This is a genomic window from Pseudomonas sp. NPDC077649 (genome assembly GCF_044542855.1).
Lineage (GTDB): Bacteria > Pseudomonadota > Gammaproteobacteria > Pseudomonadales > Pseudomonadaceae > Aquipseudomonas.
Genome location: NZ_JBITVF010000006.1, coordinates 297,348 through 320,306, shown reverse-complemented (window position 1 = coordinate 320,306; position 22,959 = coordinate 297,348). Strand labels below are relative to the sequence as shown.

At 68.7% G+C, this 22,959-nt stretch carries 22 protein-coding genes; 16 read left to right on the top strand and 6 right to left on the bottom strand.

The genetic code is table 11. From position 1 onward, the window contains the following. Window positions 1-108 precede the first annotated feature (108 nt). Window positions 109-1,065, bottom strand: a complete 957-nt coding sequence (gene znuA / locus ACIGFL_RS19055; RefSeq protein ID WP_397498183.1) for a zinc ABC transporter substrate-binding protein ZnuA — start codon at window positions 1,063-1,065, stop codon at window positions 109-111. A gap of 66 nt (window positions 1,066-1,131) precedes the next feature. On the opposite strand from znuA, the gene zur reads away from it, so the two are divergent. From zur to ACIGFL_RS19020, 7 genes are all read left to right on the top strand, one after another. Next, window positions 1,132-1,617, top strand: a complete 486-nt coding sequence (gene zur / locus ACIGFL_RS19050) for a zinc uptake transcriptional repressor Zur (RefSeq protein ID WP_122110166.1) — start codon at window positions 1,132-1,134, stop codon at window positions 1,615-1,617. Further along, window positions 1,614-2,402, top strand: a complete 789-nt coding sequence (gene znuC, locus ACIGFL_RS19045; RefSeq protein WP_397498182.1) for a zinc ABC transporter ATP-binding protein ZnuC — start codon at window positions 1,614-1,616, stop codon at window positions 2,400-2,402. Before zur ends, znuC begins: the two co-directional genes overlap by 4 nt. After that, window positions 2,402-3,190, top strand: coding sequence for a zinc ABC transporter permease subunit ZnuB (znuB, locus tag ACIGFL_RS19040; RefSeq protein ID WP_021444556.1), 789 nt, complete (start codon window positions 2,402-2,404; stop codon window positions 3,188-3,190). The genes znuC and znuB overlap by 1 nt, the downstream gene beginning before the upstream one ends. Window positions 3,191-3,312: 122 nt before the next feature. Then, the gene (locus ACIGFL_RS19035) at window positions 3,313-4,143 is read left to right on the top strand and encodes a PA5502 family lipoprotein (RefSeq protein WP_397498181.1); all 831 of its coding nucleotides are present in this window, start codon (window positions 3,313-3,315) and stop codon (window positions 4,141-4,143) included. Between the two features lie 191 nt (window positions 4,144-4,334). After that, entirely contained in the window at window positions 4,335-5,342 is a 1,008-nt protein-coding gene (locus tag ACIGFL_RS19030) for a methionine ABC transporter ATP-binding protein (protein WP_021443437.1), read from the top strand. Then, window positions 5,342-6,010, top strand: coding sequence for a methionine ABC transporter permease (locus ACIGFL_RS19025; protein WP_021443438.1), 669 nt, complete (start codon window positions 5,342-5,344; stop codon window positions 6,008-6,010). Before ACIGFL_RS19030 ends, ACIGFL_RS19025 begins: the two co-directional genes overlap by 1 nt. Before the next feature lie 64 nt (window positions 6,011-6,074). After that, window positions 6,075-6,845, top strand: a complete 771-nt coding sequence (locus tag ACIGFL_RS19020; RefSeq protein ID WP_021443439.1) for a MetQ/NlpA family ABC transporter substrate-binding protein — start codon at window positions 6,075-6,077, stop codon at window positions 6,843-6,845. Window positions 6,846-6,918: 73 nt separating this feature from the next. On the opposite strand, the gene ACIGFL_RS19015 is transcribed toward ACIGFL_RS19020, so the two are convergent. Continuing rightward, the gene (locus ACIGFL_RS19015; RefSeq protein ID WP_397498180.1) at window positions 6,919-7,773 is read right to left on the bottom strand and encodes a LysR substrate-binding domain-containing protein; all 855 of its coding nucleotides are present in this window, start codon (window positions 7,771-7,773) and stop codon (window positions 6,919-6,921) included. A 103-nt stretch (window positions 7,774-7,876) separates the two neighbouring features. Between ACIGFL_RS19015 and ACIGFL_RS19010 the strand changes: the two genes are divergently transcribed. After that, window positions 7,877-8,302 (top strand): VOC family protein, encoded by a 426-nt coding sequence (locus ACIGFL_RS19010; protein ID WP_397498179.1) that lies wholly within the window; start codon window positions 7,877-7,879, stop codon window positions 8,300-8,302. Window positions 8,303-8,318: 16 nt separating this feature from the next. On the opposite strand, the gene ACIGFL_RS19005 is transcribed toward ACIGFL_RS19010, so the two are convergent. Then, window positions 8,319-8,981 carry a hypothetical protein gene (locus tag ACIGFL_RS19005; RefSeq protein WP_397498178.1) on the bottom strand — a complete coding sequence of 221 codons (663 nt, stop codon included), beginning with the start codon at window positions 8,979-8,981 and terminating at the stop codon, window positions 8,319-8,321. A gap of 121 nt (window positions 8,982-9,102) precedes the next feature. Next, window positions 9,103-11,985 carry an EAL domain-containing protein gene (locus ACIGFL_RS19000; protein WP_397498177.1) on the bottom strand — a complete coding sequence of 961 codons (2,883 nt, stop codon included), beginning with the start codon at window positions 11,983-11,985 and terminating at the stop codon, window positions 9,103-9,105. A 230-nt stretch (window positions 11,986-12,215) separates the two neighbouring features. Between ACIGFL_RS19000 and uvrD the strand changes: the two genes are divergently transcribed. The 3 genes from uvrD (at window position 12,216) to ACIGFL_RS18985 (ending at window position 16,311) form a co-directional block, all read left to right on the top strand. Further along, a complete protein-coding gene (gene uvrD, locus ACIGFL_RS18995; RefSeq protein ID WP_397498176.1) occupies window positions 12,216-14,399 on the top strand; it encodes a DNA helicase II in 2,184 nt (727 codons plus the stop codon). 59 nt (window positions 14,400-14,458) lie between these two features. Further along, window positions 14,459-15,550, top strand: coding sequence for a TRAP transporter substrate-binding protein (locus tag ACIGFL_RS18990; RefSeq protein ID WP_397498175.1), 1,092 nt, complete (start codon window positions 14,459-14,461; stop codon window positions 15,548-15,550). Window positions 15,551-15,732: 182 nt separating this feature from the next. After that, window positions 15,733-16,311 carry a TetR/AcrR family transcriptional regulator gene (locus tag ACIGFL_RS18985; RefSeq protein WP_397498174.1) on the top strand — a complete coding sequence of 193 codons (579 nt, stop codon included), beginning with the start codon at window positions 15,733-15,735 and terminating at the stop codon, window positions 16,309-16,311. A gap of 153 nt (window positions 16,312-16,464) precedes the next feature. On the opposite strand, the gene ACIGFL_RS18980 is transcribed toward ACIGFL_RS18985, so the two are convergent. Further along, window positions 16,465-17,100, bottom strand: coding sequence for an FMN-binding negative transcriptional regulator (locus ACIGFL_RS18980; RefSeq protein ID WP_397498173.1), 636 nt, complete (start codon window positions 17,098-17,100; stop codon window positions 16,465-16,467). A gap of 145 nt (window positions 17,101-17,245) precedes the next feature. On the opposite strand from ACIGFL_RS18980, the gene ACIGFL_RS18975 reads away from it, so the two are divergent. From ACIGFL_RS18975 to ACIGFL_RS18965, 3 genes are all read left to right on the top strand, one after another. Then, complete coding sequence (locus tag ACIGFL_RS18975) at window positions 17,246-18,088, top strand: Tim44 domain-containing protein (protein ID WP_397498172.1); 843 nt, start codon at window positions 17,246-17,248, stop codon at window positions 18,086-18,088. 99 nt (window positions 18,089-18,187) lie between these two features. Continuing rightward, complete coding sequence (locus ACIGFL_RS18970) at window positions 18,188-18,556, top strand: VOC family protein (RefSeq protein ID WP_021443681.1); 369 nt, start codon at window positions 18,188-18,190, stop codon at window positions 18,554-18,556. Between the two features lie 76 nt (window positions 18,557-18,632). Further along, window positions 18,633-19,040 carry an SMI1/KNR4 family protein gene (locus ACIGFL_RS18965; protein ID WP_021443680.1) on the top strand — a complete coding sequence of 136 codons (408 nt, stop codon included), beginning with the start codon at window positions 18,633-18,635 and terminating at the stop codon, window positions 19,038-19,040. Between the two features lie 116 nt (window positions 19,041-19,156). Here the strand turns inward: ACIGFL_RS18965 and ACIGFL_RS18960 are convergent, their stop codons facing one another. After that, a complete protein-coding gene (locus ACIGFL_RS18960; RefSeq protein ID WP_397498171.1) occupies window positions 19,157-19,810 on the bottom strand; it encodes a GntR family transcriptional regulator in 654 nt (217 codons plus the stop codon). A 250-nt stretch (window positions 19,811-20,060) separates the two neighbouring features. Between ACIGFL_RS18960 and ACIGFL_RS18955 the strand changes: the two genes are divergently transcribed. Together ACIGFL_RS18955 and ACIGFL_RS18950 are read left to right on the top strand one after the other, a co-directional pair. Continuing rightward, entirely contained in the window at window positions 20,061-21,452 is a 1,392-nt protein-coding gene (locus ACIGFL_RS18955; RefSeq protein ID WP_397498170.1) for an aspartate aminotransferase family protein, read from the top strand. Between the two features lie 120 nt (window positions 21,453-21,572). Beyond that, window positions 21,573-22,940 carry a glutamine synthetase family protein gene (locus ACIGFL_RS18950; protein ID WP_397498169.1) on the top strand — a complete coding sequence of 456 codons (1,368 nt, stop codon included), beginning with the start codon at window positions 21,573-21,575 and terminating at the stop codon, window positions 22,938-22,940. The last annotated feature ends 19 nt before the right edge of the window (window positions 22,941-22,959 follow it).

The window sequence follows — 22,959 nt, the reverse complement described above, 5'->3', positions numbered from 1 at the left end:
TACAGTTCGTAGCTCGGCTGGTCGCGACTAAAGCCCTCCCACGCACACTGCCGCGAGAAGGCGCTACGAATTATGAGGACCTCACCCGGAAGCAGAGCGAGACTCGTTTTACAGGCTACCCAGACACTCCGTCAGGCCATTGGCCAGGTTTTCCAGGAGTTGCTCGTAGCTCGTGGCGCTCACCGGCAGCTCGCCGCCGAGCGCATCCAGCTCGGCCAGTTGCACCGGCAGGCCGGCGGTAAGGGTTTCCGCCAGGCGCGGGCGCAGCGGCGGCTCGCTGAACACGCAGCTGGGGCCGGCCTGCTGCAGGCGCTGGCGCATGGCGGCGACGTGGCGGGCGCCGGGTTGCACCTCGTCGAGCACGCTGAACACGCCGGCATGCTTGAGCCCGTAGGCGGCCTCGAAGTAGTCGTAGGCCTCGTGGAAGACGAAATAGGGCTTGTCGGCGATGCTCGCCAGCTGCGGGCGGATACGGCCATCCAGTGCATCCAGGCGGGCTTCGAAGGCCTGCAGGTTGGCGGCGTAGCGCGCGGCGTTGGCAACGTCGAGATTGGCCAGGTCGGCGGCCATGCGCGCGGCGATCACCCGGGCGTTGGCCGGCAGCAGCCAGAGGTGGGCGTCGAGGCTGCCAGGGCGATGGTCATGGTCATGGCCCAGGCCGTCGTCCGCCTGATCATGGCCATGCTCGTCGTGCTCGTGCTCGTGCTCGTGCTCGTGCTCGTGCCCAGCATGGCTGTCGCCGAAATGACGCAGGCTCAGGCCGGGCAGTTCCTGCACCGCCACGTCCGGCTTGTCGCGCCCATCCAGCACCCGCGGCAGGAAGCCTTCCATGTCCGGGCCGATCCAGTACAGCAGGTCAGCCTCGCGCACCCGGCGCACGTCGGACGGACGCAGCGCATAGTGATGCGGCGAGGCGCCGGGGGGCAGCAGCACATCGGGCACGCCGACGCCGTCCTGCACCGCCGCGGCGATCAGTTGCAGCGGCTTGATGCTGGTGAGCAGGCGCACCTCGGCCTGGGCATTGGCGACGAACAGCAGGGCAACGAGACAGAAAAGACGCGACACGGGGCATACTCGGGCGGGATTGAACGGGTAATATAATAACGTCTCCAGCCCGCGCCGTCCTTGCCCATGACCGACACGCCCCTGGCCTCGCGCCCCCACGACCACTCCCGCTGCGTCAGCCATGCCCTGGCCGAGGCCGAGTCCATCTGCACGCGCCAGGGCCTGCGCCTGACCGCCCTGCGCAAGCGCGTGCTGGAACTGGTGTGGGCCAGCCACAAGCCGCTCGGTGCCTACGACATCCTCGGCGTGCTGAGCGACGAGGACGGCCGCCGCGCCGCGCCGCCGACCGTCTACCGGGCGCTTGATTTCCTCCTGGAAAACGGCCTGGTGCACCGCATCGCCTCGCTCAACGCCTTCGTCGGCTGCAGCCACCCGGAGCACGCGCACCAGGGTCAGTTCCTGATCTGCCGCGCCTGCCATGCCGCCATCGAGCTGGAACAGCCGGCCATAAGCCAGGCCATAGTCGAGGGCGCCGCCGGGGTCGGCTTCGCCGTCGAAGCGCAGACCGTGGAAGTGGTCGGTCTCTGCGCCGGCTGCAAGGGCGCGGCATGAGCGAGGCGCTGATCCGCCTCGCCAACATCGCCGTCAGCTTCAACGGCCAGGCGGTGCTGGAAGACGCCCATCTGAGCGTGCGCCCGGGCGAAATCGTCACCCTGATCGGCCCCAACGGCGCCGGCAAGACCACCCTGGTGCGCGTCGTCCTCGGCCTGCTGCAGGCCGAGCGCGGCAGCGTCTGGCGCAAGCCGCGCCTGCGCATCGGCTACATGCCGCAGAAGCTGCACGTCGACGCCACCCTGCCGCTGTCGGTGCTGCGTTTCCTGCGCCTGGTGCCGGGTGTCGACCGCACCCGCGCGCTGGCCGCGCTGGCCGAAGTCGGCGCCGAACAGGTGATCGACAGCCCGCTGCAGGGCATCTCCGGCGGCGAGCTGCAACGCGTGCTGCTGGCCCGCGCGCTGCTGCGCGAGCCCGAACTGCTGGTGCTGGACGAGCCGGTACAGGGCGTCGACGTCGCCGGCCAGGCCGAACTGTACCGGCTGATCTCGCGCCTGCGCGAGCGCCACGGCTGCGGCGTGCTGATGGTCTCGCACGACCTGCACCTGGTGATGAGCGCCACCGACCAGGTGGTCTGCCTGAATCGCCATGTGTGCTGCTCCGGCCACCCGGAACAGGTCAGCTTCGATCCGGCCTTTATCGAACTGTTCGGCCAGGACGCCAAGAGCCTGGCCGTCTACCACCACCATCACGACCATGACCACGACCTGCACGGCAGCGTGGTCAAGCCGGGCCTGACCATCCACGGCCCGGCCCACGTCCACGGCCCGGACTGCAAACACTGATGCCCGATTTTCTCCTCAACGCCCTGCTCGCCGGCCTGGCGCTGGCCCTGGTGGCCGGCCCGCTCGGCTCCTTCGTGGTGTGGCGGCGCATGGCCTATTTCGGCGACACCCTGTCCCACGCCGCCCTGCTCGGCGTGGCCCTCGGCCTGATGCTCGACGTCAGCCCGACCCTGGCGGTGACGGTCGGCTGCGTGCTGCTCGCCGTGCTGCTGGTGACTTTGCAGCAGCGCCAGCCGCTGGCTTCGGACACCCTGCTGGGCATCCTCGCCCATAGCACCCTGTCATTGGGGCTGGTGGTGCTGAGCTTTATGCACGAGGTGCGCATCGACCTGATGGGCTACCTGTTCGGCGACCTGCTCGCCGTCGGCCCGGCCGACCTGGCCTGGATTCTCGGCGGCAGCGCGCTGGTGCTGGTGCTGCTGGCGCTGCTGTGGCGGCCGCTGCTGGCGATCACCGTGCATGAGGAGCTGGCGCGGGTCGAGGGCCTGCCGGTGGCGGCCATCCGCCTGGCGCTGATGCTGCTGATCGCCGTGGTGATCGCCGTGGCAATGAAGATAGTCGGCGTGCTGCTGATCACCTCGCTGCTGATCATCCCCGCGGCCGCCGCCCAGCGCCACGCGCGCACCCCGGAGCAGATGGCCCTGGGCGCCAGCCTGCTCGGCCTGGTGGCGGTGTGCGCCGGGCTCAGCCTGTCCTGGTTCCAGGACACCCCGGCCGGGCCGTCCATAGTCGTCAGTGCCGCCGCGCTGTTTCTCGCCAGCTTCGCCCTGCCCAAGCGCAACGCCTGATAGCGTCCTCGCCCCTGCGTAGCGCGGATGCCATCCGGGCCAGAGCCTTGCCGATCGGCGTGAATTCGCCGGTGCAACCCTGTATGATTGCGCGTTTTTTGCACAATCCGAGACGCACAGTCATGAAGTCGTTCGTTTTCCGTGGTTTCCCCCTGCTGCTGGTTCTGTTCCTCGCTGGCTGCCAGCAGGCCCCGCAGCAGCCGCTGCCGCCGGTCGACGAGCTGGTGCTCGCCCTGCGCCAGCTCGATCTGAGCCTGGCCGAGGAGCGGCTGGACGATGCCCAGACCCAGCTCGCCGCCCTCGAGCGCAGCGCCGCCGGCGACACCCGTCTCGAGCAGTACCGCCGCCAGCTGGCCGACGCCTATCTGCAGCAGGGCCGCGAAGCCCTGCAGCAGGGCGATCTGGATCGCGCCGCCAAGGCCCTCGGCCAGGCGCGCAGCCTGCTGCCGCAGGCCCCGGCGCTGAGCGGCGATCTGCAGCAGGCCATCGAGAACGCCCGCGACGCCCGCCAGGCCGCCGCCGAACAGCAGGCGCGCGACGCCGCCCAGCTCGACGCGCAGCGCCAAGCGCAACTGCGCGAGCAGCGCCTGGCGGTCGAGCGCCTGGCCGCCGCCGTTCCGGCCAAGCTCGCCGCCCCCGCGCCGGCCGTCGCCGAGCCGCCCAGGGCGCGCCTGATCGACCCCGCCGCGGCCAGCAGCGCGGTGGCCATGCCGATGCTGGACAAGCAGGACAACGAGCGCCTGCGCCGCCTGCTCGATGGCGTGGCGGCGGACGTGGTGACCTTCCGCTGCGCCGTGCGCATCGAAGTGCGCGAGGCCAAGGACTATCCTTGGGTCGCGGCGCTGCTGTCGGCGCGGATCAAGAAGCTCGACCCGACCTTTCGCCCGCAACTGAGCCAGACGATCGTGCCGCAACAGGTGCCGCGGCTGCTGCTCAGCCCGCGACGCGGCTGAGCGTGAGCCGCCTAGACTGTTCGGAAAACCTGCCTCATTAATGCGATTTTGTAATAACCATAGGCCAACAAAGATTTTCTCGGCCTAAACACGGCCGGGTAGACTAGCGCCCTTTTGCGCCCACCCGGCGCCCGCTGGCCGGCTCACCTACCGTGGAGCCCGCCCTTGAACATACCCAAAAGGTCGTTCGCGTGATCCAGTTTCAATCCGTCCACAAGGCCTACCGCGTCGCCGGCCGCGAGATCCCCGCACTGCAGCCGACCGCGCTGCAGATCGAACGCGGTCAGGTGTTCGGCATCATCGGCCATTCCGGCGCCGGCAAGAGCACCCTGCTGCGCCTGATCAACCGCCTGGAGGAGCCCTCCGGCGGGCGCATCGAGATCGACGGCGTCGACGTCACCGCCCTCGATGCCCAGGGCCTGCGCCGCTTCCGCCAGCAGGTCGGGATGATCTTCCAGCACTTCAACCTGCTGTCGTCGAAGACCGTCGCCGACAATATCGCCATGCCGCTGCGCCTGGCCGGCGAGCTGAGCCGCGCCGAGATCGACGCCCGCGTCGCCGAGCTGCTGGCCCGCGTCGGCCTGCAGGAGCACGCCAACAAGTACCCGGCGCAGCTCTCCGGCGGGCAGAAGCAGCGCGTCGGCATCGCCCGGGCGCTGAGCACCCGGCCGAAGATCCTGCTGTGCGACGAGGCCACCAGCGCCCTCGACCCGCAGACCACCGCCGCCGTGCTGCAGCTGCTGGCCGAGATCAACCGCGAACTGGGCCTGACCATAGTGCTGATCACCCACGAGATGGACGTGATCCGCCGCGTCTGCGACCGCGTGGCGGTGATGGACGCCGGCGTCATAGTCGAGGAAGGCCCGGTGGCCCAGGTGTTCCTCCATCCGCAGCACCCGACCACGCGGCGCTTCGTGCTGGAGTCCGAGCACGTCGACGAGGCCGAGCAGCACGACGACTTCGCTCATGTGCAGGGCCGCATCCTGCGCCTGACCTTCCAGGGCGAAGCCACCTACGCGCCGCTGCTGGGTACCGTGGCGCGCGAGACCGGAGTGGACTACAGCATCCTCGCCGGGCGCATCGACCGCATCAAGGACACCCCCTACGGCCAGCTGACCCTGGCCCTGACCGGTGGCGACATCGACGCCGCGCTGGCGCGCTTCGGCGCCGCCGAGGTGCATCTGGAGGTACTGCGCTGATGCTCGAACAACTGCTGCCCAACGTGTTCTGGCCGGAAATCTGGCAGGCCAGCCTCGACACCCTGAACATGCTGCTCGGCTCGATGCTGTTCACCGTGCTGCTCGGCCTGCCGCTCGGCGTGCTGCTGTTTCTCACCGGCCCGCGCCAGCTGTTCGAACAGAAGGCGCTGTACGGCGCGCTGTCGCTGGTGGTCAACATCCTGCGCTCGGTGCCCTTCGTCATCCTCTTGATCCTGATGATCCCGCTCACCGAGCTGCTGGTCGGCACCTCGCTGGGCGTGGCCGGCGCCATCCCGCCGCTGGTGGTGGGCGCCACGCCGTTCTTCGCGCGCCTGGTGGAAACCGCCCTGCGCGAAGTCGAGCGCGGCATCATCGAGGCGACCCAGGCCATGGGCGCCAGCACCTGGCAGATCATCACCCGCGCGCTGCTGCCCGAGGCCCTGCCCGGGCTGCTGGCGGCGGCCACCGTGACCGCCATCACCCTGGTCTCCTACACCGCCATGAGCGGCCTGATCGGCGGCGGCGGCCTCGGCGACCTGGCCGTGCGCTACGGCTACCAGCGCTACCAGCCGGACGTGATGGCGGTGACCGTGATCCTCCTGCTGATCCTGGTGCAGGTGCTGCAGATGGTCGGTGATCGCCTCGTCGTACATTTTTCTCGCAAGTAATGATGAAAAGCGGCGACTCGCCACCCGCGGGACCCGCGCGAACCTTCCCAAAAGGAACCTTGAAATGAAGAAACTGCTGACTGCCCTGGCCGCTTGCGCGGCCTTCTCGGCCCAGGCCGAAACCCTCAACGTCGCCGCCACCCCGGTGCCGCACGCGGAGATCCTCGAATTCGTCAAACCGGCGCTGGCCAAAGAAGGCGTGGAACTGAAGGTGCGCGTGTTCACCGACTACGTGCAGCCCAACCTGCAGGTGCAGCAGAAGAACCTCGACGCCAACTTCTTCCAGCACCAGCCCTACCTGGACGAGTTCAACGCCAGCCGCAAGACCGAGCTGGTCGGCGTGGTCGGCGTGCACGTCGAGCCCTTCGGCGCCTACTCCAGCAAGGTCAAGAACCTCGGCGAACTGGCGCAGGGCGCCACCGTGGCCATCCCCAACGACGCCACCAACGGCGGCCGTGCCCTGCTGCTGCTGCAAAAGGCCGGGGTGATCACCCTCAAGCCGGAAGCCGGCATCCTCGCCACGCCCAAGGACATCGTCGAAAACCCCAAGGCGATCAAGGTGCGCGAACTGGAAGCGGCCACCCTGCCGCGCGTGCTGAGCCAGGTCGACCTCGCCCTGATCAACACCAACTACGCCCTGGAAGCCAAGCTCAACCCGACCCAGGACGCCCTGGCCATCGAGGGCAGCGACTCGCCCTACGTCAACCTGCTGGTCGCCCGTCCGGACAACAAGGACAGCGCCGCCATGCAGAAGCTGGCCAAGGCGCTGAACAGCGCCGAGGTCAAAGCCTTTATCGCCGAGAAGTACCAGGGCGCCGTGGTGCCGGCGTTCTAAGCCGCAGCCACTGCCCGATCCAGAAGCCCGCCGCCGTGCGGGCTTTTTTCTGCACGTTGCGCACGCAGGGTGTCTACGCCTGCAGGCACTGCAGCAGGCAATCCAGCGCCGGCTGGCGCTGGGCGCGGCGCAGCAGGGCGAGCAGTTCGCGGTGGAAGGTCAGCTCGCCCAGCTCGAGCACCCGTAGCCGCGTCGGCCGCTGCAGCCACAGCCCGGCGCGCGGCACCAGGGCCACGCCCATGCCGTTCTCCACCAGGCGCACGATGGCCTCCAGCTCGTCCAGCTCCAGCGCCTCGCGCACGTTCAGGCGCTGTTCGCGGAGGAAACGACTGACCTGACGGCCGCCGAACGAGGCGCGGTCGTAACGCACGAACGGCTGTTCGGCGAGCAGCCGCAGCGGCTCGTCGCCCTCCGTCGCCAGCGGCGCGATCAGCACGAAAGGCTCGCGCGCCAGCGGCACCTGCAGCAGCTCCTTGGGCAGCGGGAACGGCGGCTTGATCAGCAGGGCCAGATCCAGTTCGCCGGCATCCAGCTGGCTGAGCAGCTGCAGCGACACCCCCGGCACCAGCTTCAGCTCGACCCGCGGCGCCAGCTGGCGAAAGCGCGGCAGCGCCTCGGCCAGCAAGCCGGTCTGCAGGGTGGCGATGGCGCCGACGCGCAGCTCACCCTGCCACTGGTCCGCCGCCTGCGGCAGCGCCATCTGCGCGTACAGCGCCAGCATCTGCTCAGCCAGCGGCAGGGCATGCCGGCCGGCGGCGTTGAGCACGGCGGCGCGGCCGCTGCGGTCGAACAGACGCACGCCCAGCTGCTGTTCCAGCACGCGCATCTGCGCGCTGACCGCCGACTGAGTCAGGCCGACCTGCTGGCCGGCGGCGGCGAAGGTGCCCAGGCGGGCGACGGCGACGAAGGTCTTGAACTCGCGCAGCATCGGCAATCCATCAAAATTATTTGAGCTTGCGAGCAAGGATATTCGCTTTCAATCGATTTGGCTGTTGCTAGGCTGGGGGCGAACAACCAAGAGGAACTCCGCAATGGCCCTAGCTCCCTTTCACCTGGCGATTCCCGTGTACGACCTGGCCGCGGCGCGGCACTTCTATGGCGAGCTGTTCGGCTGCGCCGAAGGCCGCAGCAGCGAGCACTGGGTGGATTTCGACTTCTTCGGCCACCAGCTGGTGATCCATGAAGCGCCGAAGATGGCGCACCAGGAGGCGGCGCACCGCAACCCGGTGGACGGTCACGACGTGCCGGTGCCGCATTTCGGCGTGGTGCTGGCCTGGGACGACTGGCAGGCGCTGGCCGAGCGCCTGCAGGCACGTGGCACGGCCTTCGTCATCGAGCCCCACGTGCGCTTTGCCGGCCAGGTCGGCGAGCAGGCCACCCTGTTTCTGCTCGATCCCTGCGGCAACGCCCTGGAGTTCAAGGCGTTCAAGGATATCGGCCAGCTGTTCGCCAAGTGAGGGCCGGCGGCGCAGCCTAGGCCAGGATCGTCTGCTGCAGGCGTTCAGGCAGCAAGTCGCGCAGTTGCGGGTTGGCGGCCAGCAGCTGCGGCAGCAGCTCGCGCAGCACGGCCGGTCTGAGGTGGGCGCAGACATCCGCCTGGCGCGGCAACGGCAGGCCGGCGAGCACCCGGGCGGACACCGCGACGTTGTCGTCGGCCGCCGCCGCCTCGGTCAGCTTGCACAGGTAGGCGGTGGAGAAGCTGCGCAGGCTCTGCACGATCAGCTCGATATCGAGGATATGGCGGGCGATCTGCAGCACGTGGTCGGCGTCGTTGATGCCGTAGATCAGCACCTTGACCTGCCTGGCCGACAGGCATTCGGCGTAGCGCGCGGCGGTGGCGAAGGCGCCGATCACGCAAAGCCGGCGCGCCACCTCCAGGTGCAGGCTGTCGGGCAGGCTGAGGTAGGTGGCGAGGATCAGCTGCGGGTCGAGGTGGGTGGTGACCTGCGCGAGGAACTCGACGGGCAGCGCCAGGATCAGCTCGCGCAGCTGCGCCGGCGGCAGATGCGGCGACAGCTGCGCCGCCTGCTCGGCGCCGAGCTTCTGCACCAGGGCCGCCTTCACCGGCACCGGCGCCATGCGCTGCGAAGCCAGCAGCAGGCGCTGGCCAAGGCTCAGGGATGGGGCTTCGGCCATCGGGAACTCCTTGTCGTGAGCGGGAGCCCCCAGCATCCCCCAGGACGGCGCACGCCGGCAGCCATCTTTGATTCGGTCGGCCCGGCCGTCCCCGCGGCGCCTGGGTAGGGAGGGAACAGCCTCAGTACACCGGGGCGTCGATCTGCGCACGCAGCAAGGCGGCGAAGGCCTCGGCCTCCACCGGCCGGCTGATGAGGAAACCCTGGATCTCGTCGCAGTGCTGGCTCTTGAGGAAATCCATCTGCGCCTGGGTCTCCACCCCCTCGGCCACCACCTTGAGCTCCAGGCTGTGGGCCATGGCGATGATCGCGCGGGTGATCGCCGCGTCCTCGCCGCCCGGCGACAGGTCGCGGATAAAGGTCTGGTCGATCTTCACGTAGTGCACCGGGAAGCGCTTGAGGTAGCTGAGCGAGGAGTAGCCGGTGCCGAAGTCGTCGATCGCCAGTTTCACCCCCAGCTCGCGCAGCTGGCGGAAGGTGGCGATGACGCTGTCGACGTTGTCCAGCAGCTGGCTCTCGGTCAGCTCCAGCTCCAGGTATCGCGGCGCCAGGTCGGTTTCCTCCAGCACCTGGCGCACCAGGCTGGTCAGGTTGCCCTGGCGCAGCTGGTGCACCGAGATGTTCACCGACACGCGGATCTCCGCCAGGCCCTGGCGCTGCCACTCGCGCGCCTGCCGACAGGCCTGGCGCAGGACGAATTCGCCGATCGGCGCGATCAGCCCGGTTTCCTCGGCCAGGCCGATGAACTCGCCGGGCGGCACCAGCCCCTGCTGCGGATGGCGCCAGCGCACCAGCGCCTCGGCGGCATTCAGGCTGTCGTCGGCCAGGCACAGCTTGGGCTGGTAGAACACCTCCAGCTGGCCCTCCTCGATCGCCTTGCGCAGCTGGTTCTCCAGCTGCAGGCGCTCCAGGGTGCAGGCCTGCAGGTTGTCGGTGAAGAACTGGAAGGTGTTGCCGCCCAGGTGCTTGGCGTGCTGCACGGCCATGTTGGCCTGGCTGATCAGCGCGCTGATCTCGCGCGCGTAGTCCGGCAGCAGGCTGATGCCCAGCGAGGCGCTGACCACCAGTTCGTGGCCGCCGACGTCCATCGGCACGCGCAGCTTGGCCAGCAGCCGGCTGGCCACCCGCGCCAGGCTGGACAGGCTGCCGTAGGCATCGAGGATGATGGCGAACTCGTCGCCGGACAGCCGCGCGATGCAGTCGGCCTCCGGCACCGCCTGGGTCAGGCGGCGGCTCATCTGCCGCAGCAGCTGGTCGGCGACCTCGTGGCCGAGGCTGTCGTTGAGCAGCTTGAAGCGGTCCAGGTCGATATGCAGCAGGGCGACGCTGCGCCCGCTCTGCCGCGCGCGCTGGCTGGCCTCGTGCAGGCGCTCCTTGAACAGGCTGCGGTTGGCCAGGCCGGTCAGTTCGTCGTAGTGCGACAGGTAGCGCAGCCGCTCCTCGGCCTCGCGCCGCGCGCTGAGGTCGGCGAAGAAGCCGACGATATGGCTGGGCCGCCCGCTGGCGTCGCGCACCAGGTTGAGCTGCAGCCATTGCGGGTAGAGCTCGCCGCTCTTGCGCGTCTCGATCAGCTCGCTCTGCCAGCTGCCGCTGCCGTCCAGCTCCTGGCGGATCAGCTGGTACTGGCGGCGCATCTCGCGGCTGCCGATCAGGCTGGTCACCGTGCGCCCCAGCACCTCCTCGCGGGCGTAGCCGGTCACCGCGCTGAACGCGCGGTTGACCGCCAGCAGGCGGTAGTCCGGGTCGAGGATGAAGATGCCCTCGCTGGCCGCCTCGAACACCGTGGCCGCCAGGCGCTGCTGCTGCTCCTGCTGACGCCGCGCGCTGACGTCGCGGCGGGTGCCGAGCATGCGCCGCACGCGCCCGGCGGCGTCGCGCTCCACCGCGCGACCACGGTCCTCGATCCACAGCCAGTGGCCGTCGGCGTGCTTGAACCGGTATTCCACCTGATAGCCGTCGCTGCGCCCCTTCATATGCTCGACCAGGGCGCGGCGCAGCGTCGGCAGGTCGTCCGGGTGCAGGCGCGGGGTCAGGTCGCGCAGCATCACCTGCACCTGCTCGGCGTCCAGGCCGAACAGCTCGCGCAGGTGCGAGTGGTGCACCTGGTCGCTTTCCAGATCCCAGTCCCACAGGCCCAGTTCGCTGGCCTCCAGGGCCAGGGCCAGGCGCGCCTGGCTCTTGCCCAGGGCGTGGGTCGCCTCGTCCAGTTCCAGGGTGCGCTCGGCCACGCGCATTTCCAGCTCGCCATGGGCGCCGCGCAATTCGCGCTCGGCACGGCGACGCTGCTCCACCTCACGCGCCAGTTCTTCATTGAGCCCTTCGGCACGCTGTTTGGCGTGCTCCAGGTTGGCGATCAGCGCCTGGTTGTGAAAACGCTGCAGCAGGCTGCGCTGGACCAGGCGGTTGACCTGCCAGGCCACCACCAGCAAGGCCAGCGAGAGGATCACGCCGAGCCCGCCCCAGCCGCGCTGCAGGTTGTTGCCTTCGGCCAGCAGGAAGGTCACCGAGGGCAGCAGGCAGGGCAAGGCGAAGGTGAGGAAGGCCGGCAGGCTGACGGCGTAGGCGACGCTGGCGGAGAGGATCGCCGCGGCGATCAGGCCGTAGAGCAGCGCCTGCTGATAGAAGGCATCGGCCGGCACCAGGACGATGGCGGCGAAGGCCAGGGTCAGCCCCGAGGCGCCGGCGCCGAACAGGAAGCGCCGGCGCCAGTGGGCTTCGGCCTGGCGGCTGGGCAGCGCGGCGTCGAAGGCCTTGACCTGCACCAGGCGCAGCAATACCAGCAGCACCATCCAGCCCAGCCAGGCGGCCAGCAGCGGCGCGCGCTGCTCGCTCCATAACAGGAAGGCACAGGCCAGGCCGGTGAGCAGCATCAACAGGGTGGGCAGGCGCGAGCCCTGGTAGAGCAGGCGGGTACGTTCGACGGCGATATCCGTGGCGAACAGCTGTTCGGCCGCGTACGGATCCAGCGTCACTTCAGGGACTACGGCGCTAGTGGTGGCGGTCATAGGCGATTTTCTTGTAATGGTGCCTAGGCGTCGCGGCAGAATACCCGAGACAGACGCATCGCCCAACCAAGATGTGACCAATTTCACCCGCTCGCGCCTAACTTTCGACGGGCCGTCCGCGCCGCCGCCGCCCTGGTTTGCCGGTCGCCGCGCTGACCCGCCGGTCGTCAGCTGCCGCCGTGCGCCGCGCGCGGTTTGCCCGGCGTGGCCGCGCCCCCTAGAATGCCGCGATGCAAAACGACCCCGAACTCCTGATCGCTTCTCTCAACGACGCCCAGGTCCAGGCCGTGGCCGCCCCGCTCGGGCGCCAACTGGTGCTGGCCGGCGCCGGTTCCGGCAAGACCCGCGTGCTGGTGCACCGCATCGCCTGGCTGATCCAGGCGGTGGGCGCCTCGCCCCATTCGATCCTGTCGGTGACCTTCACCAACAAGGCCGCCGCCGAGATGCGCGCGCGCATCGAGCAGATGCTCGGCCACAACCCGGCCGGCATGTGGGTCGGCACTTTCCACGGCCTGGCCCATCGCCTGCTGCGCGCGCACTGGCAGGAAGCCGGGCTGGCGGAGAACTTCCAGATTCTCGACTCCGACGACCAGCAGCGCCTGATCAAGCGGGTGATCCGCGAGCTGGGCCTGGACGAGCAGCGCTGGCCGGCCAAGCAGGCGCAGTGGTTTATCAACGGGCAAAAGGACGAGGGCTTGCGCCCGGCGCATATCCAGGCCGGCGGCGACCTGTTCCTGGCCACCATGCGCGGCATCTACGAGGCCTACGAGGCGGCCTGCGCGCGCACCGGGGTGATCGACTTCTCCGAACTGCTGCTGCGCGCCCTCGACCTGTGGCGCGACAAGCCGGGCCTGCTCGAGCACTACCAGCGGCGCTTCCGCCATATCCTGGTCGACGAGTTCCAGGACACCAACGCCGTGCAGTACGCCTGGCTGCGTCTGCTGGCCCAGGGCGGCGACAGCCTGATGGTGGTGGGCGACGACGACCAGTCGATCTACGGCTGGCGCGGCGCGCGGATCGAGAACATCCAGCAGTTCTCCAGCGACTTCCCCGATACCCAGCTGATCCGCCTGGAGCAGAACTACCGCTCCACCGCCGGCATCCTCAAGGCCGCCAACGCGCTGATCGCCAACAACCAGGGGCGCCTGGGCAAGGAACTCTGGACCGACGGCGACGACGGCGAGCCGCTGGCGCTGTACGCCGCGTTCAACGAGCACGACGAAGCGCGCTACGTGGTCGAGAGCATCGAGGACGCGCTGCGCAAGGAAGGCCTCAAGCGCAGCGAGATCGCCATCCTCTACCGCTCCAACGCCCAGTCGCGGGTGCTGGAAGAGGCGCTGCTGCGCGAGAAGATCCCCTACCGCATCTACGGCGGCCAGCGCTTCTTCGAGCGCGCCGAGATCAAGAACGCCATGGCCTACCTGCGCCTGCTCGACGGCCGCGGCAACGACGCGGCGCTGGAGCGCATCGTCAACGTGCCGGCGCGCGGCATCGGCGAGAAGACCATCGAGAGCATCCGCGAATACGCCCGCGCCCACGACGTGCACATGTGGGAAGCGATTCGCCTGATGCTGGCGGGCAAGGCTTTGCCGGGACGCGCCTCCACTGCCCTGGCCGGCTTTATCGAGCTGATCGAGACCCTGGCCGAGAAGGTCCTGGCCATGCCCCTGCACCTGATGACCCAGACCGTCATCGAGCAGAGCGGGCTGATCGCCTATCACCAGGCGGAAAAGGGCGAGAAGGGCCAGGCGCGGGTGGAGAACCTGGAAGAACTGGTCAGCGCCGCGCGCGCCTTCGAGAACGACGAAGACGAGGAGCTGACCCCGCTGCAGGCCTTCCTCACCCACGCCTCGCTGGAGGCCGGCGACACCCAGGCCGCCGAGAACGAGGACAGCATTCAGCTGATGACCCTGCACAGCGCCAAGGGCCTGGAATTCCCCCTGGTGTTCCTGGTCGGCATGGAAGAGGGTCTGTTCCCGCACAAGATGAGCCTGGAAGAACCGGGCCGCCTGGAAGAAGAACGCCGCCTGGCCTATGTCGGCATTACCCGTGCCATGCACAGGCTGGTGATCAGCTACGCCGAGACCCGCCGTCTCTACGGTAGCGAGACCTACAACAAGGTGTCGCGCTTCGTCCGCGAAATCCCCGCACCGCTGATTCAGGAAGTGCGCCTGAGCAACAGTGTCAGCCGCCCGCTGAGCACCAGTGCGATGGGCGGTGGCAGCCTGTTCGCCGGCAGCGCCGTGCCGCAGACCCCCTTCAACCTGGGCCAGCGCGTGCGTCACAGCCTGTTCGGCGAGGGCACCATCCTCAATTTCGAGGGTGCCGGCGCGCAGGCGCGGGTGCAGGTGAATTTCGAAAGCGAAGGCAGCAAGTGGCTGATGCTCAGCTACGCCAAGCTGGAGGCGCTTTGACCATCGTCCCGATTCGCCTCCGGACCACGGGATTGAGAACCCACAATAAGGAAGCCCCGATGAATCGCCGTCATCTCTTCACCGCCACCGCGGCCCTGCTGGCCGCCCTCGGCCTGGCCGGCTGCAAGGACGACCAGGCCGGCAGCGAGCAGGCCGCCGCCCCGGCGCAGACCTACCAGTGGAAGATGGTCACCGCCTGGCCGAAGAACTACCCCGGCCTGGGCACCGCCGCCGAGCGCCTGGCCGAACGGGTCAAGACCATGAGCGACGGCCGCCTGACCATCAAGGTCTACGCCGGCGGCGAACTGGTGCCGCCGCTGGAGGTGTTCGACGCCGTGTCGCGCGGCACCGCCGAGCTGGGCCACGGCGCCGCCTACTACTGGAAGGGCAAGGTCAGCACCGCGCAGTTCTTCACTTCGGTGCCGTTCGGCCTGTCGACCCTGGAAATGAACGCCTGGCTGAGCAAGGGCGGCGGCCAGGCGCTGTGGGACGAGGCCTATGCGCCGCACGGGGTGAAGCCCTTCGTGGTCGGCAACACCGGTATGCAGATGGGCGGCTGGTTCAACAAGGAAATCAACTCGCTGGAGGACCTCAAGGGCCTGAAGATCCGCACCCCGGGCCTGGGCGGCGAGGTGCTGGCCAAGCTCGGCGCGATCACCGTCAACATCCCCGGCGGCGAGGTGTTCACCGCCCTGCAGACCGGCGCCATCGATGCCACCGACTGGGTCAGCCCCTACAACGACCAGGCCTTCGGCCTGCAGCAGGCGGCCAAGTACTACTACTACCCGGGCTGGCAGGAACCACAGGCGGTGCTCGAGCTGCTGGTCAACCAGAAGGCCCTGGACAGCCTGCCGGCCGACCTGCAGGCGATCCTCACCGAGGCCGCCCGCGGCGCCAGCCAGGACATGCTCGACGACTACGTCTACCACAATGCCCTGGCCCTGGATCAGCTGAAGAAGAGCGGCACCCTGCTCAAGCGCTTTCCCGACGAGGTGCTCGACGCCATGCAGCGCGAGGCCGATGTGGTGCTCGGCGAGCTGGCCGCGCAGAGCGAGCTGAACGGCCGCATCTGGGCCTCGATGAAGGCCTTCCAGGCCCTCGCCGCGCCGATGCATTCGGTCTCGGAGAAGGAACTGTACAACTGGCGCTGAGGCGAGCGTCGCAGCCGGACAAGCGTAGGGTGGATCGGGGCGCGTAGCTGTCGCTTTCTACATCCACCCTACGAACTGCGTAGCCCGGATGACATGCCCGCAAACGGAAGCCTCGGCTTCCGTTTGTCGTTTCAGGCCCTGGGTGGCGGCGGCGCGGCCATACTCGAAGGCGAGGTGAACCGATGAAGAAAGCCGCCCTCACCCCCGCCCGCATCCTCGACAGCGCCCTGCAGCTGGCCGACGTCTGCGGCTGGGAGCGCCTGCACCTGTTCGAAGTGGCCGCCGCCCTCGGCGCCGGGCTGGACGACATCGCCCCGCACTATCGCGACAAGGACGCCCTGGTCGAAGCCTGGTTCGACCGCGCCGACCTGGCCATGCTGGCCCGCGCACGCCAGCCCGACCTCGCCGAACTGAACGCCGAACAGCGCCTGGAAGCCTGCCTGCTGGCCTGGCTCGACAGCCTCGCCGCGCACCGCGCGGTGACCGGGCAGATGCTGCTGTACAAGCTCGAGCCCGGGCATATCCACCTGCAACTGCTCGGCCTGATGCGCGTCAGCCGCACCGTGCAGTGGTGGCGCGAGGCCGCCGGACGGGAGACCCTGCACCTGCGCCGCATCGCCGAAGAGACCCTGCTCACCGGCGCCTACCTGTGCAGCTTCGTGCACTGGCTGCGCCACCCCGAGGAAGACGCCGCCGAATTCCGCGCCTTTCTGCGCGGCCAGCTGCGCTGCGGCGCGCTGGCCCTGCTGCTGCGCCGCTGAAGGGGAAATGGCGCGCATGCGCGGCGCGGAGGCAATCCGCGGAAAATCCTCGTGCACAGCCCCGGATTGCATCCGGCTACAGGAGCAACCGCACACCGGGGCGCAATCCCGACAAGGCCGTGATGCGCACCGCCCGGGCGGCCCGGCGACAGCCTAGCGTTTCAGACCCGCCATCGCCTCGGCGATCCGCCGCTCCTCCGCCCGCGACGACTGCGCCAGGCCCTCGCGCACGCCGGCGAAGTCGGCGGCGCCCTTGTTCTGGCTGAGCTTGCGCACGCCCTCGATCCGCCGGATCGGCAGGGCGAAGCCGACGATGGCGCGCAGCATGCTGTCGATATAGTCGGCCGACGCATCGCTCACCGCCCAGGGCTGCGCCTGCCCCCGCTCGTGATGGGCGCTGAGGCGGCCGACCAGATCGAGCAGGCGCTCGCGCTCGTCGAAAACCTCGAGCCGGCCGTGCACGTGCACCGCCTGGTAGTTCCAGGTCGGCACCACCTTGCCGTGCTCGGCCTTGCTCGGGTAGTAGCCGGGGCTGACGTAGGCCTCGCCGGCCTGGAAGATCGCCAGCGCCTCGGTGTCGCCGTTCAGCTCGCGCCATTGCGGGTTGGCCCGGGCGAAATGACCGTAGAGGGTGCCGAACTCGCCCTCCTGCGCCACCAGCAGCAACGGCAGATGGCTGGCCTGCAGGCCGTTTGCGCCCGGGCTGACCAGGGTCGCCAGCGGGCTCTGCTCGATCAACTGGTGCAGGGTGGCAAGATCGCTCACGGCGAAGGCTTTCGGCTGATACAAGGTGGCGGCTCCGGACAGGCTCGACTCGACCGCCATGCTGCACCGTCGCGGCGCAAAGCAAAAGCCGGAAACATTCTGTCACTGGTCATCGCCGCCCATGCCGGGCAAGATGCCGCCACGCCTTTCCACCAGAGAGAAAACCGTGATGCAGCGTTTCCTCAGTATCGCCATGGTCCTGTGCCTGGCCCTGACCTTCAGCTTCGAGGCCCATGCCAAGCGCTTCGGCGGCGGCAAGTCGTTCGGCTCCGCGCCCAGCCACCAGACCCGTCAGGCCCAGCCCACGCAGCCGGCCGCCACCGCCCCGACCGCCGGTCGCCAACCGGCCGCCGCCAGCGGCGCTTCGCGCTGGCTCGGCCCGCTGGCCGGTCTGGCCGCCGGCGGCCTGCTCGCCTCGATGTTCATGGGTGACGGCTTCGAAGGCCTGCAGATCATGGACATGCTGATCTTCGGCCTGATCGCCTTCCTGCTGTTCCGCTTCCTCGCCGCCCGTCGCGCCCGCCAGCAGCCGCAAGTCGCCGCCGCCGGCGCGCCCTACCAGCGCGAAATGCCGGCCAGCGCCGCGCCGACCTCGATCTTCGGCGGCAACGCCGCTGCCGCGGCCCGTCCGGTGATCAACGCCCCGGCCTGGTTCAACGAGCAGAGCTTCATCGCCGCCGGTCGCGAGCACTTCATGAACCTGCAGCAGCACTGGGACGCCGACGAGATGGACAAGATCGCCGAGTTCGTCACCCCGCAGCTGCTGGACTTCCTCAAGCGCGAACGTGCCGAACTGGGCGAGGGCTTCCAGTCCACCTACATCGACGAGCTGGCCGTGCAGCTGGACGGCGTCGACGACAACGCCGAGAAGACCACCGCCACCCTGACCTTCAGCGGCGTGGCCAAGACCTCGCGTTTCGACCAGGGCGAGCCGTTCAGCGAAAGCTGGCGCCTGGAACGCGCCCAGGGCGACAACCAGCCCTGGCTGATCGCTGGCATCCGCCAGAACTGATCGCGCCGCGCAGCACAGCAACCCGGGCTTGTCCCGGGTTTCTTTTGCCCGTCGACTTTCGGCTAGAGTGATAGCGCCTACCTCGAGGAGCACGCGCGGATGATCGGATACACCACAGTCGGTACCCACGACCTGAACAAGGCCAAGGCCTTCTACGGCGAGCTGCTCGCCGGCCTCGGCGCCAAGCCGCTGGTGGATATCGGCCGGCTGACCCTGTTCGGCACCAGCATGAAGCAGCCGATGTTCGGCGTCTGCCTGCCCTACGACCAGCAGCAGGCCTGCGTCGGCAACGGCTGCATGACCGCCCTGGTGGCGGGCTCGCGGGCCAAGGTCGACGAACTGCACGCCAAGGCACTGAGCCTCGGCGGCAGCGACGAAGGCGCACCGGGCGAACGCATGCCCGGCTTCTATATCGGCTACTTCCGCGACCCGGACGGCAACAAGCTGGCCTTCTTCCACGCCGGCTGAAGCCGTCGCGCACCGATACCGCCCCAGCAGGCTGTTGGGGTATAAAGCCCGCCGCATTGATCAGGAGGTTGCCCCCGTGGAAGAAGTCATCGAACAGCTGCGCGAACTCAACGAACCGGTGCCGGTGCCGCTGGAGTTGCCGGACGAGGAAACCCTGGTGGAGATCCAGGAGCAGATCCTCATCCACCTGCCCTTCGAGCTGCGCGAGTTCCTGCTCAAGGTCAGCGACGTGGTCTACGGCCGCCTGGAGCCGGTCACCGCCAGCGACCCGCAATCGCACACCTACCTGCCGGAAGTGGCCGCCGAGGCCTGGAGCCTGGGCCTGCCGCGCGACCTGGTGCCGCTGTGCCAGAGCGGCCGCGACTACTACGCGGTGGACGTGGAAGGCCAGGTCTGGCTGTGGGACGGCGATGAGGGCGAGCTGACCGACGAGAGCTGGGATTCGGTGTGGCACTGGTGCCGCGACGTCTGGCTGGAAAGCTGAGGGCCGGGCAGCGGCGCTGGGTCAGGCCGCCGCGAAAGTGCCGCCCGCCCCACTGACCATGCTGGCGGCTAACCCCGCCTGCAGGACTGCCCCCGACGCCGTTGGGGGGCAGCGCCTCACCCCTCGCCCTGCTCCAGCGCCAGCAGGTTGAGCAAAAAGCGCGCGAAGTACAGCAGATCCTGCTCCATCGCCTGACGCGCGGCCTTGGCGTCGCCGGCCTCGATGGCGGCGAAGGCGTCCTCGTGGAAGTCGTTGAGCCGCAACGACAGGTCGGCGCCGGTGAACAGGCGGTTGAAGAAGGGGCCGATCTGCAGCCACAGCGACTCGATGGAGCGCAGCAGCACCGGGTTGCCGCAGGCGGCGTACAGGTGCAGGTGGAACTGGCTGTTGGCGCGGAGGTAGTCCTGCACCTGACGCTGCTCGATGGCCGCATCCATGCGCGCCACGCAGTCGCGCAGCAGGGCCAGATCGGCCGCCCGCAGGCGCGGCGTGGCCAGTTCCACCGCCAGCCCTTCCAGGCCCAGGCGCACCTGGAAGATGTTCTCGTAGCGCTCGCGGGTCATCGCCGGCACCCGCACCGAACGCTGCGGCTCGCCCTCCAGCGCGCCCTCGGCCACCAGCCGCTGCAACGCCGCGCGCACCGGCATCGGGCTGGTGCCCCACTGCGCCGCCAGGTCACGGATCTTCAGCCGTTCGCCGGGCTGGAAACGCCCGGCCAGCAGGCCCTCGCGAATCTTCTGGTACAGCTGCTCCTGCAGGTTATCGGCCATCGAGCGCCTCCAGCGGCGGCGCCGGCAGTTGGGCAAGGGTCAGGCTACAGTCACGCATGGCGGCCTCCGTGAAAAATGTGCACGAGTGTACTCAAGACGGCGCTTTGTGCCTAAGCGACGAACTGGCGCATCTTATTTGTGATCACCAAAAAACCGTGAATCGGCGAAATATAGCGGATTCATCGACATCATTTACTAATATGTGATCACAAAATATCATACCGCCAGATTCTTACCGAGGTATGCCCAGATGACCGCCAGCGCTATCAGCCCCGCCGCCGTGGAACGCTTCGCCGCCGCCGAGCGCGCCTTGTTCCTGGCCCGCAACCCCAAGTCCGTCGCCCTGGCCGAGCGCGCGCGGCATTCGCTGTACGGCGGTGTGCCGATGCACTGGATGGCCGACTGGTCGACCCCGGTGCCGCTGTTCGTCGAGCGGGCCAAGGGCGCGCGCTTCTACGACGTCGACGGCCACGAGTACATCGACTTCTGCCTGGGCGACACCGGCAGCATGTTCGGCCACTCGCCGGACCCGATCGCCAAGGCCATCGCCGAACAGGGCAACAACGGCCTGACCACCATGCTGCCGGGCGAGGACGCGGTGGTCTGCGGCGAGCTGCTGGCGGCGCGCTTCGGCCTGCCGTTCTGGCAGGTGACCGCCACGGCAACGGACTCGAATCGCTATGTGCTGCGCTGGGCCCGCGCCATTACCCAGCGCAAGACCCTGCTGGTGTTCGACGGCTGCTACCACGGCACGGTGGACGACGTGATGGTGCGCCATCGCGATGGCCAGACCGTGGCCCGCTCCGGCCTGGTCGGCCAGGCCTATGACCTGACCCAGTACAGCCGCTCGATCCCGTTCAACGATGTCGCCGCCTTGGAGGCCGCGCTGGCCCAGGGCGACGTCTGCGCCCTGCTCTGCGAGCCGGCCATGACCAATATCGGCATGGTCATGCCCGAGCCGGGTTTCATGCATCAGTGCCGCGAGCTGACCCGCAAATACGGCGCGCTGCTGATCATCGACGAAACCCACACTATCTCCACCGATATCGGCGGCTGCACCAAACTCTGGGATCTCGAGCCGGACTTCTTCGTGGTCGGCAAACCCATCGCCGGCGGCGTGCCCTGCGGCATCTTCGGCTGCAGCGCGGCGATGGCCGAGGCCATGACCGAAGCGCGCAAACGCGCCAGCGAAGGCAGCCATGGCCACGGCCACAGCGGCATGGGCACCACATTGTCGGCCAACGCCCTGGCCATGCACTGCATGCGCGCCAACCTGGAACAGGTGATGACCCCGGCCGCCTACGCCCATATGCTGCCGCTGGCCGCCAGACTGGCGGCGGGCTTTCGCCGCCTGATCGGCCAGCATGCGCTCAAGTGGTCGGTGACCGAGCTGGGCGCACGCTGCGAATTCCAGTTCTGCGCCACCGCGCCGCGCACCGGCGCCGAGGCCGAGGCGGCCTTCCACGACGAGCTGCAGATGGCCCTGCACCTGTACCTGATCAACCGCGGCATCCTGATCACCCCCTTCCACAATATGACCCTGTGCTGCCCCTCGACCACAGAGCAGGATGTGGACCAGCTGATAGGCATGCTCGACCAGGCCCTCACCGAGCTGCTGGCCATTCCCGGCGCCCGCGAATAATCCGTAGGGTGGATGACGCTCTTTTCATCCACCAACAGGCCACCGATACCCGGTGGATGGATAAAGCGCCATCCACCCTACGCCCCGGTGCACAACGTGCCCATCAGGTGAGAGACCACCATGCAATTCGCCAACCCCCAGGAAGCCCGCGACTTCCTCGAACGCCACCCCGAGGTACGCAGCATCGAGCTGATGCTGATCGACGCTAACGGCATCCCGCGCGGCAAGCTGCTGCACCGCGACGAGCTGCTGGCCATCTACGAGCACGGCCGGCCGCTGCCCAGTTCGATCCTGTCGCTGACCATTCAGGGCGAGGACGTGGAAGAAAGCGGCCTGGTCTGGGAAGTGGCCGATGCCGACTGCTGGACCTACCCCATCCCCGGCTCGCTGTGCCTGCAACCCTGGCGCGCGGTGCCCACCGGCCAGCTGCAGGTGAGCATGCACCCGACCGAAGGCCTGCCGGCTACCCCGGGCGATCCACGCCACGTGCTGGTGCGCGCCATCGAGGCGCTCAAGGCCGACGGCTACCACCCGGTGATGGCGGTGGAGCTGGAGTTCTACCTGCTGGACAAGACCCGCGACGCCTGCGGCCGGCCGCAACCGGCGCTGCAGATGAACGGTGTGCGCCCGCAGGCGCCGCAGGTCTACGGCGTGTACGAGCTGGAGCAGCTGCAGCCGTTCCTCGACGACCTCTACGCCGCCTGCGAGGCGCAGGGCCTGCCGGTGCGCACGGCGATCTCCGAATACGCCCCCGGCCAGCTCGAGCTGACCCTGGAGCACCGCTTCGACGCGCTGCAGGCGGTGGACGAAGGCGTGCGCTACAAGCGCCTGGTCAAGGGCGTGGCCAACAAGCACGGGCTGCAGGCCTGCTTCATGGCCAAGCCGTTCGGCGACCAGGCCGGCAGCGGCCTGCATATGCACGTGTCGCTGGCCGACGCGGACGGCAACAATCTCATGGCCAGCGAAAACCCGCAGGGCACGCCGCTGTTGAAATATGCGATTGGCGGGATGATGGCCACGCTCGACGACGCCCTGGCGATCTTCTGCCCCAACGCCAACTCCTTCCGCCGCTTCCAGGCCAACAGCTACGCGCCGCTGGCCAAGAGCTGGGGGGTGAACAACCGCACCGTGTCGTTCCGCGTGCCGGGCGGGCCGGCCAAGAGTCGCCACGTCGAGCACCGCATCTGCGGCGCCGACGCCAACCCCTACCTGGCCGCGGCGGCGATCCTCGCCGGCATCCACAAGGGCATCCGCGAGCGGATCGACCCGGGCCAGGCCATCATCGGCAACGGCTACCAGCAGGCGCGCGAGACCCTGCCCACCGACTGGCTCACCGCGCTGCGCGCGCTGGAGAACTCCGCCTGGGCCAAACAGACGCTGGGCGAGGAGTTCCTCAAGGTGTTCCTGGCGATCAAATGGGCCGAGTACCGCCAGTTCATGGGCGAGGTGGGCGAACAGGACTGGCGCTGGTACCTGAGCCACGCCTGAACGCCGCCCCCTGGGCTAA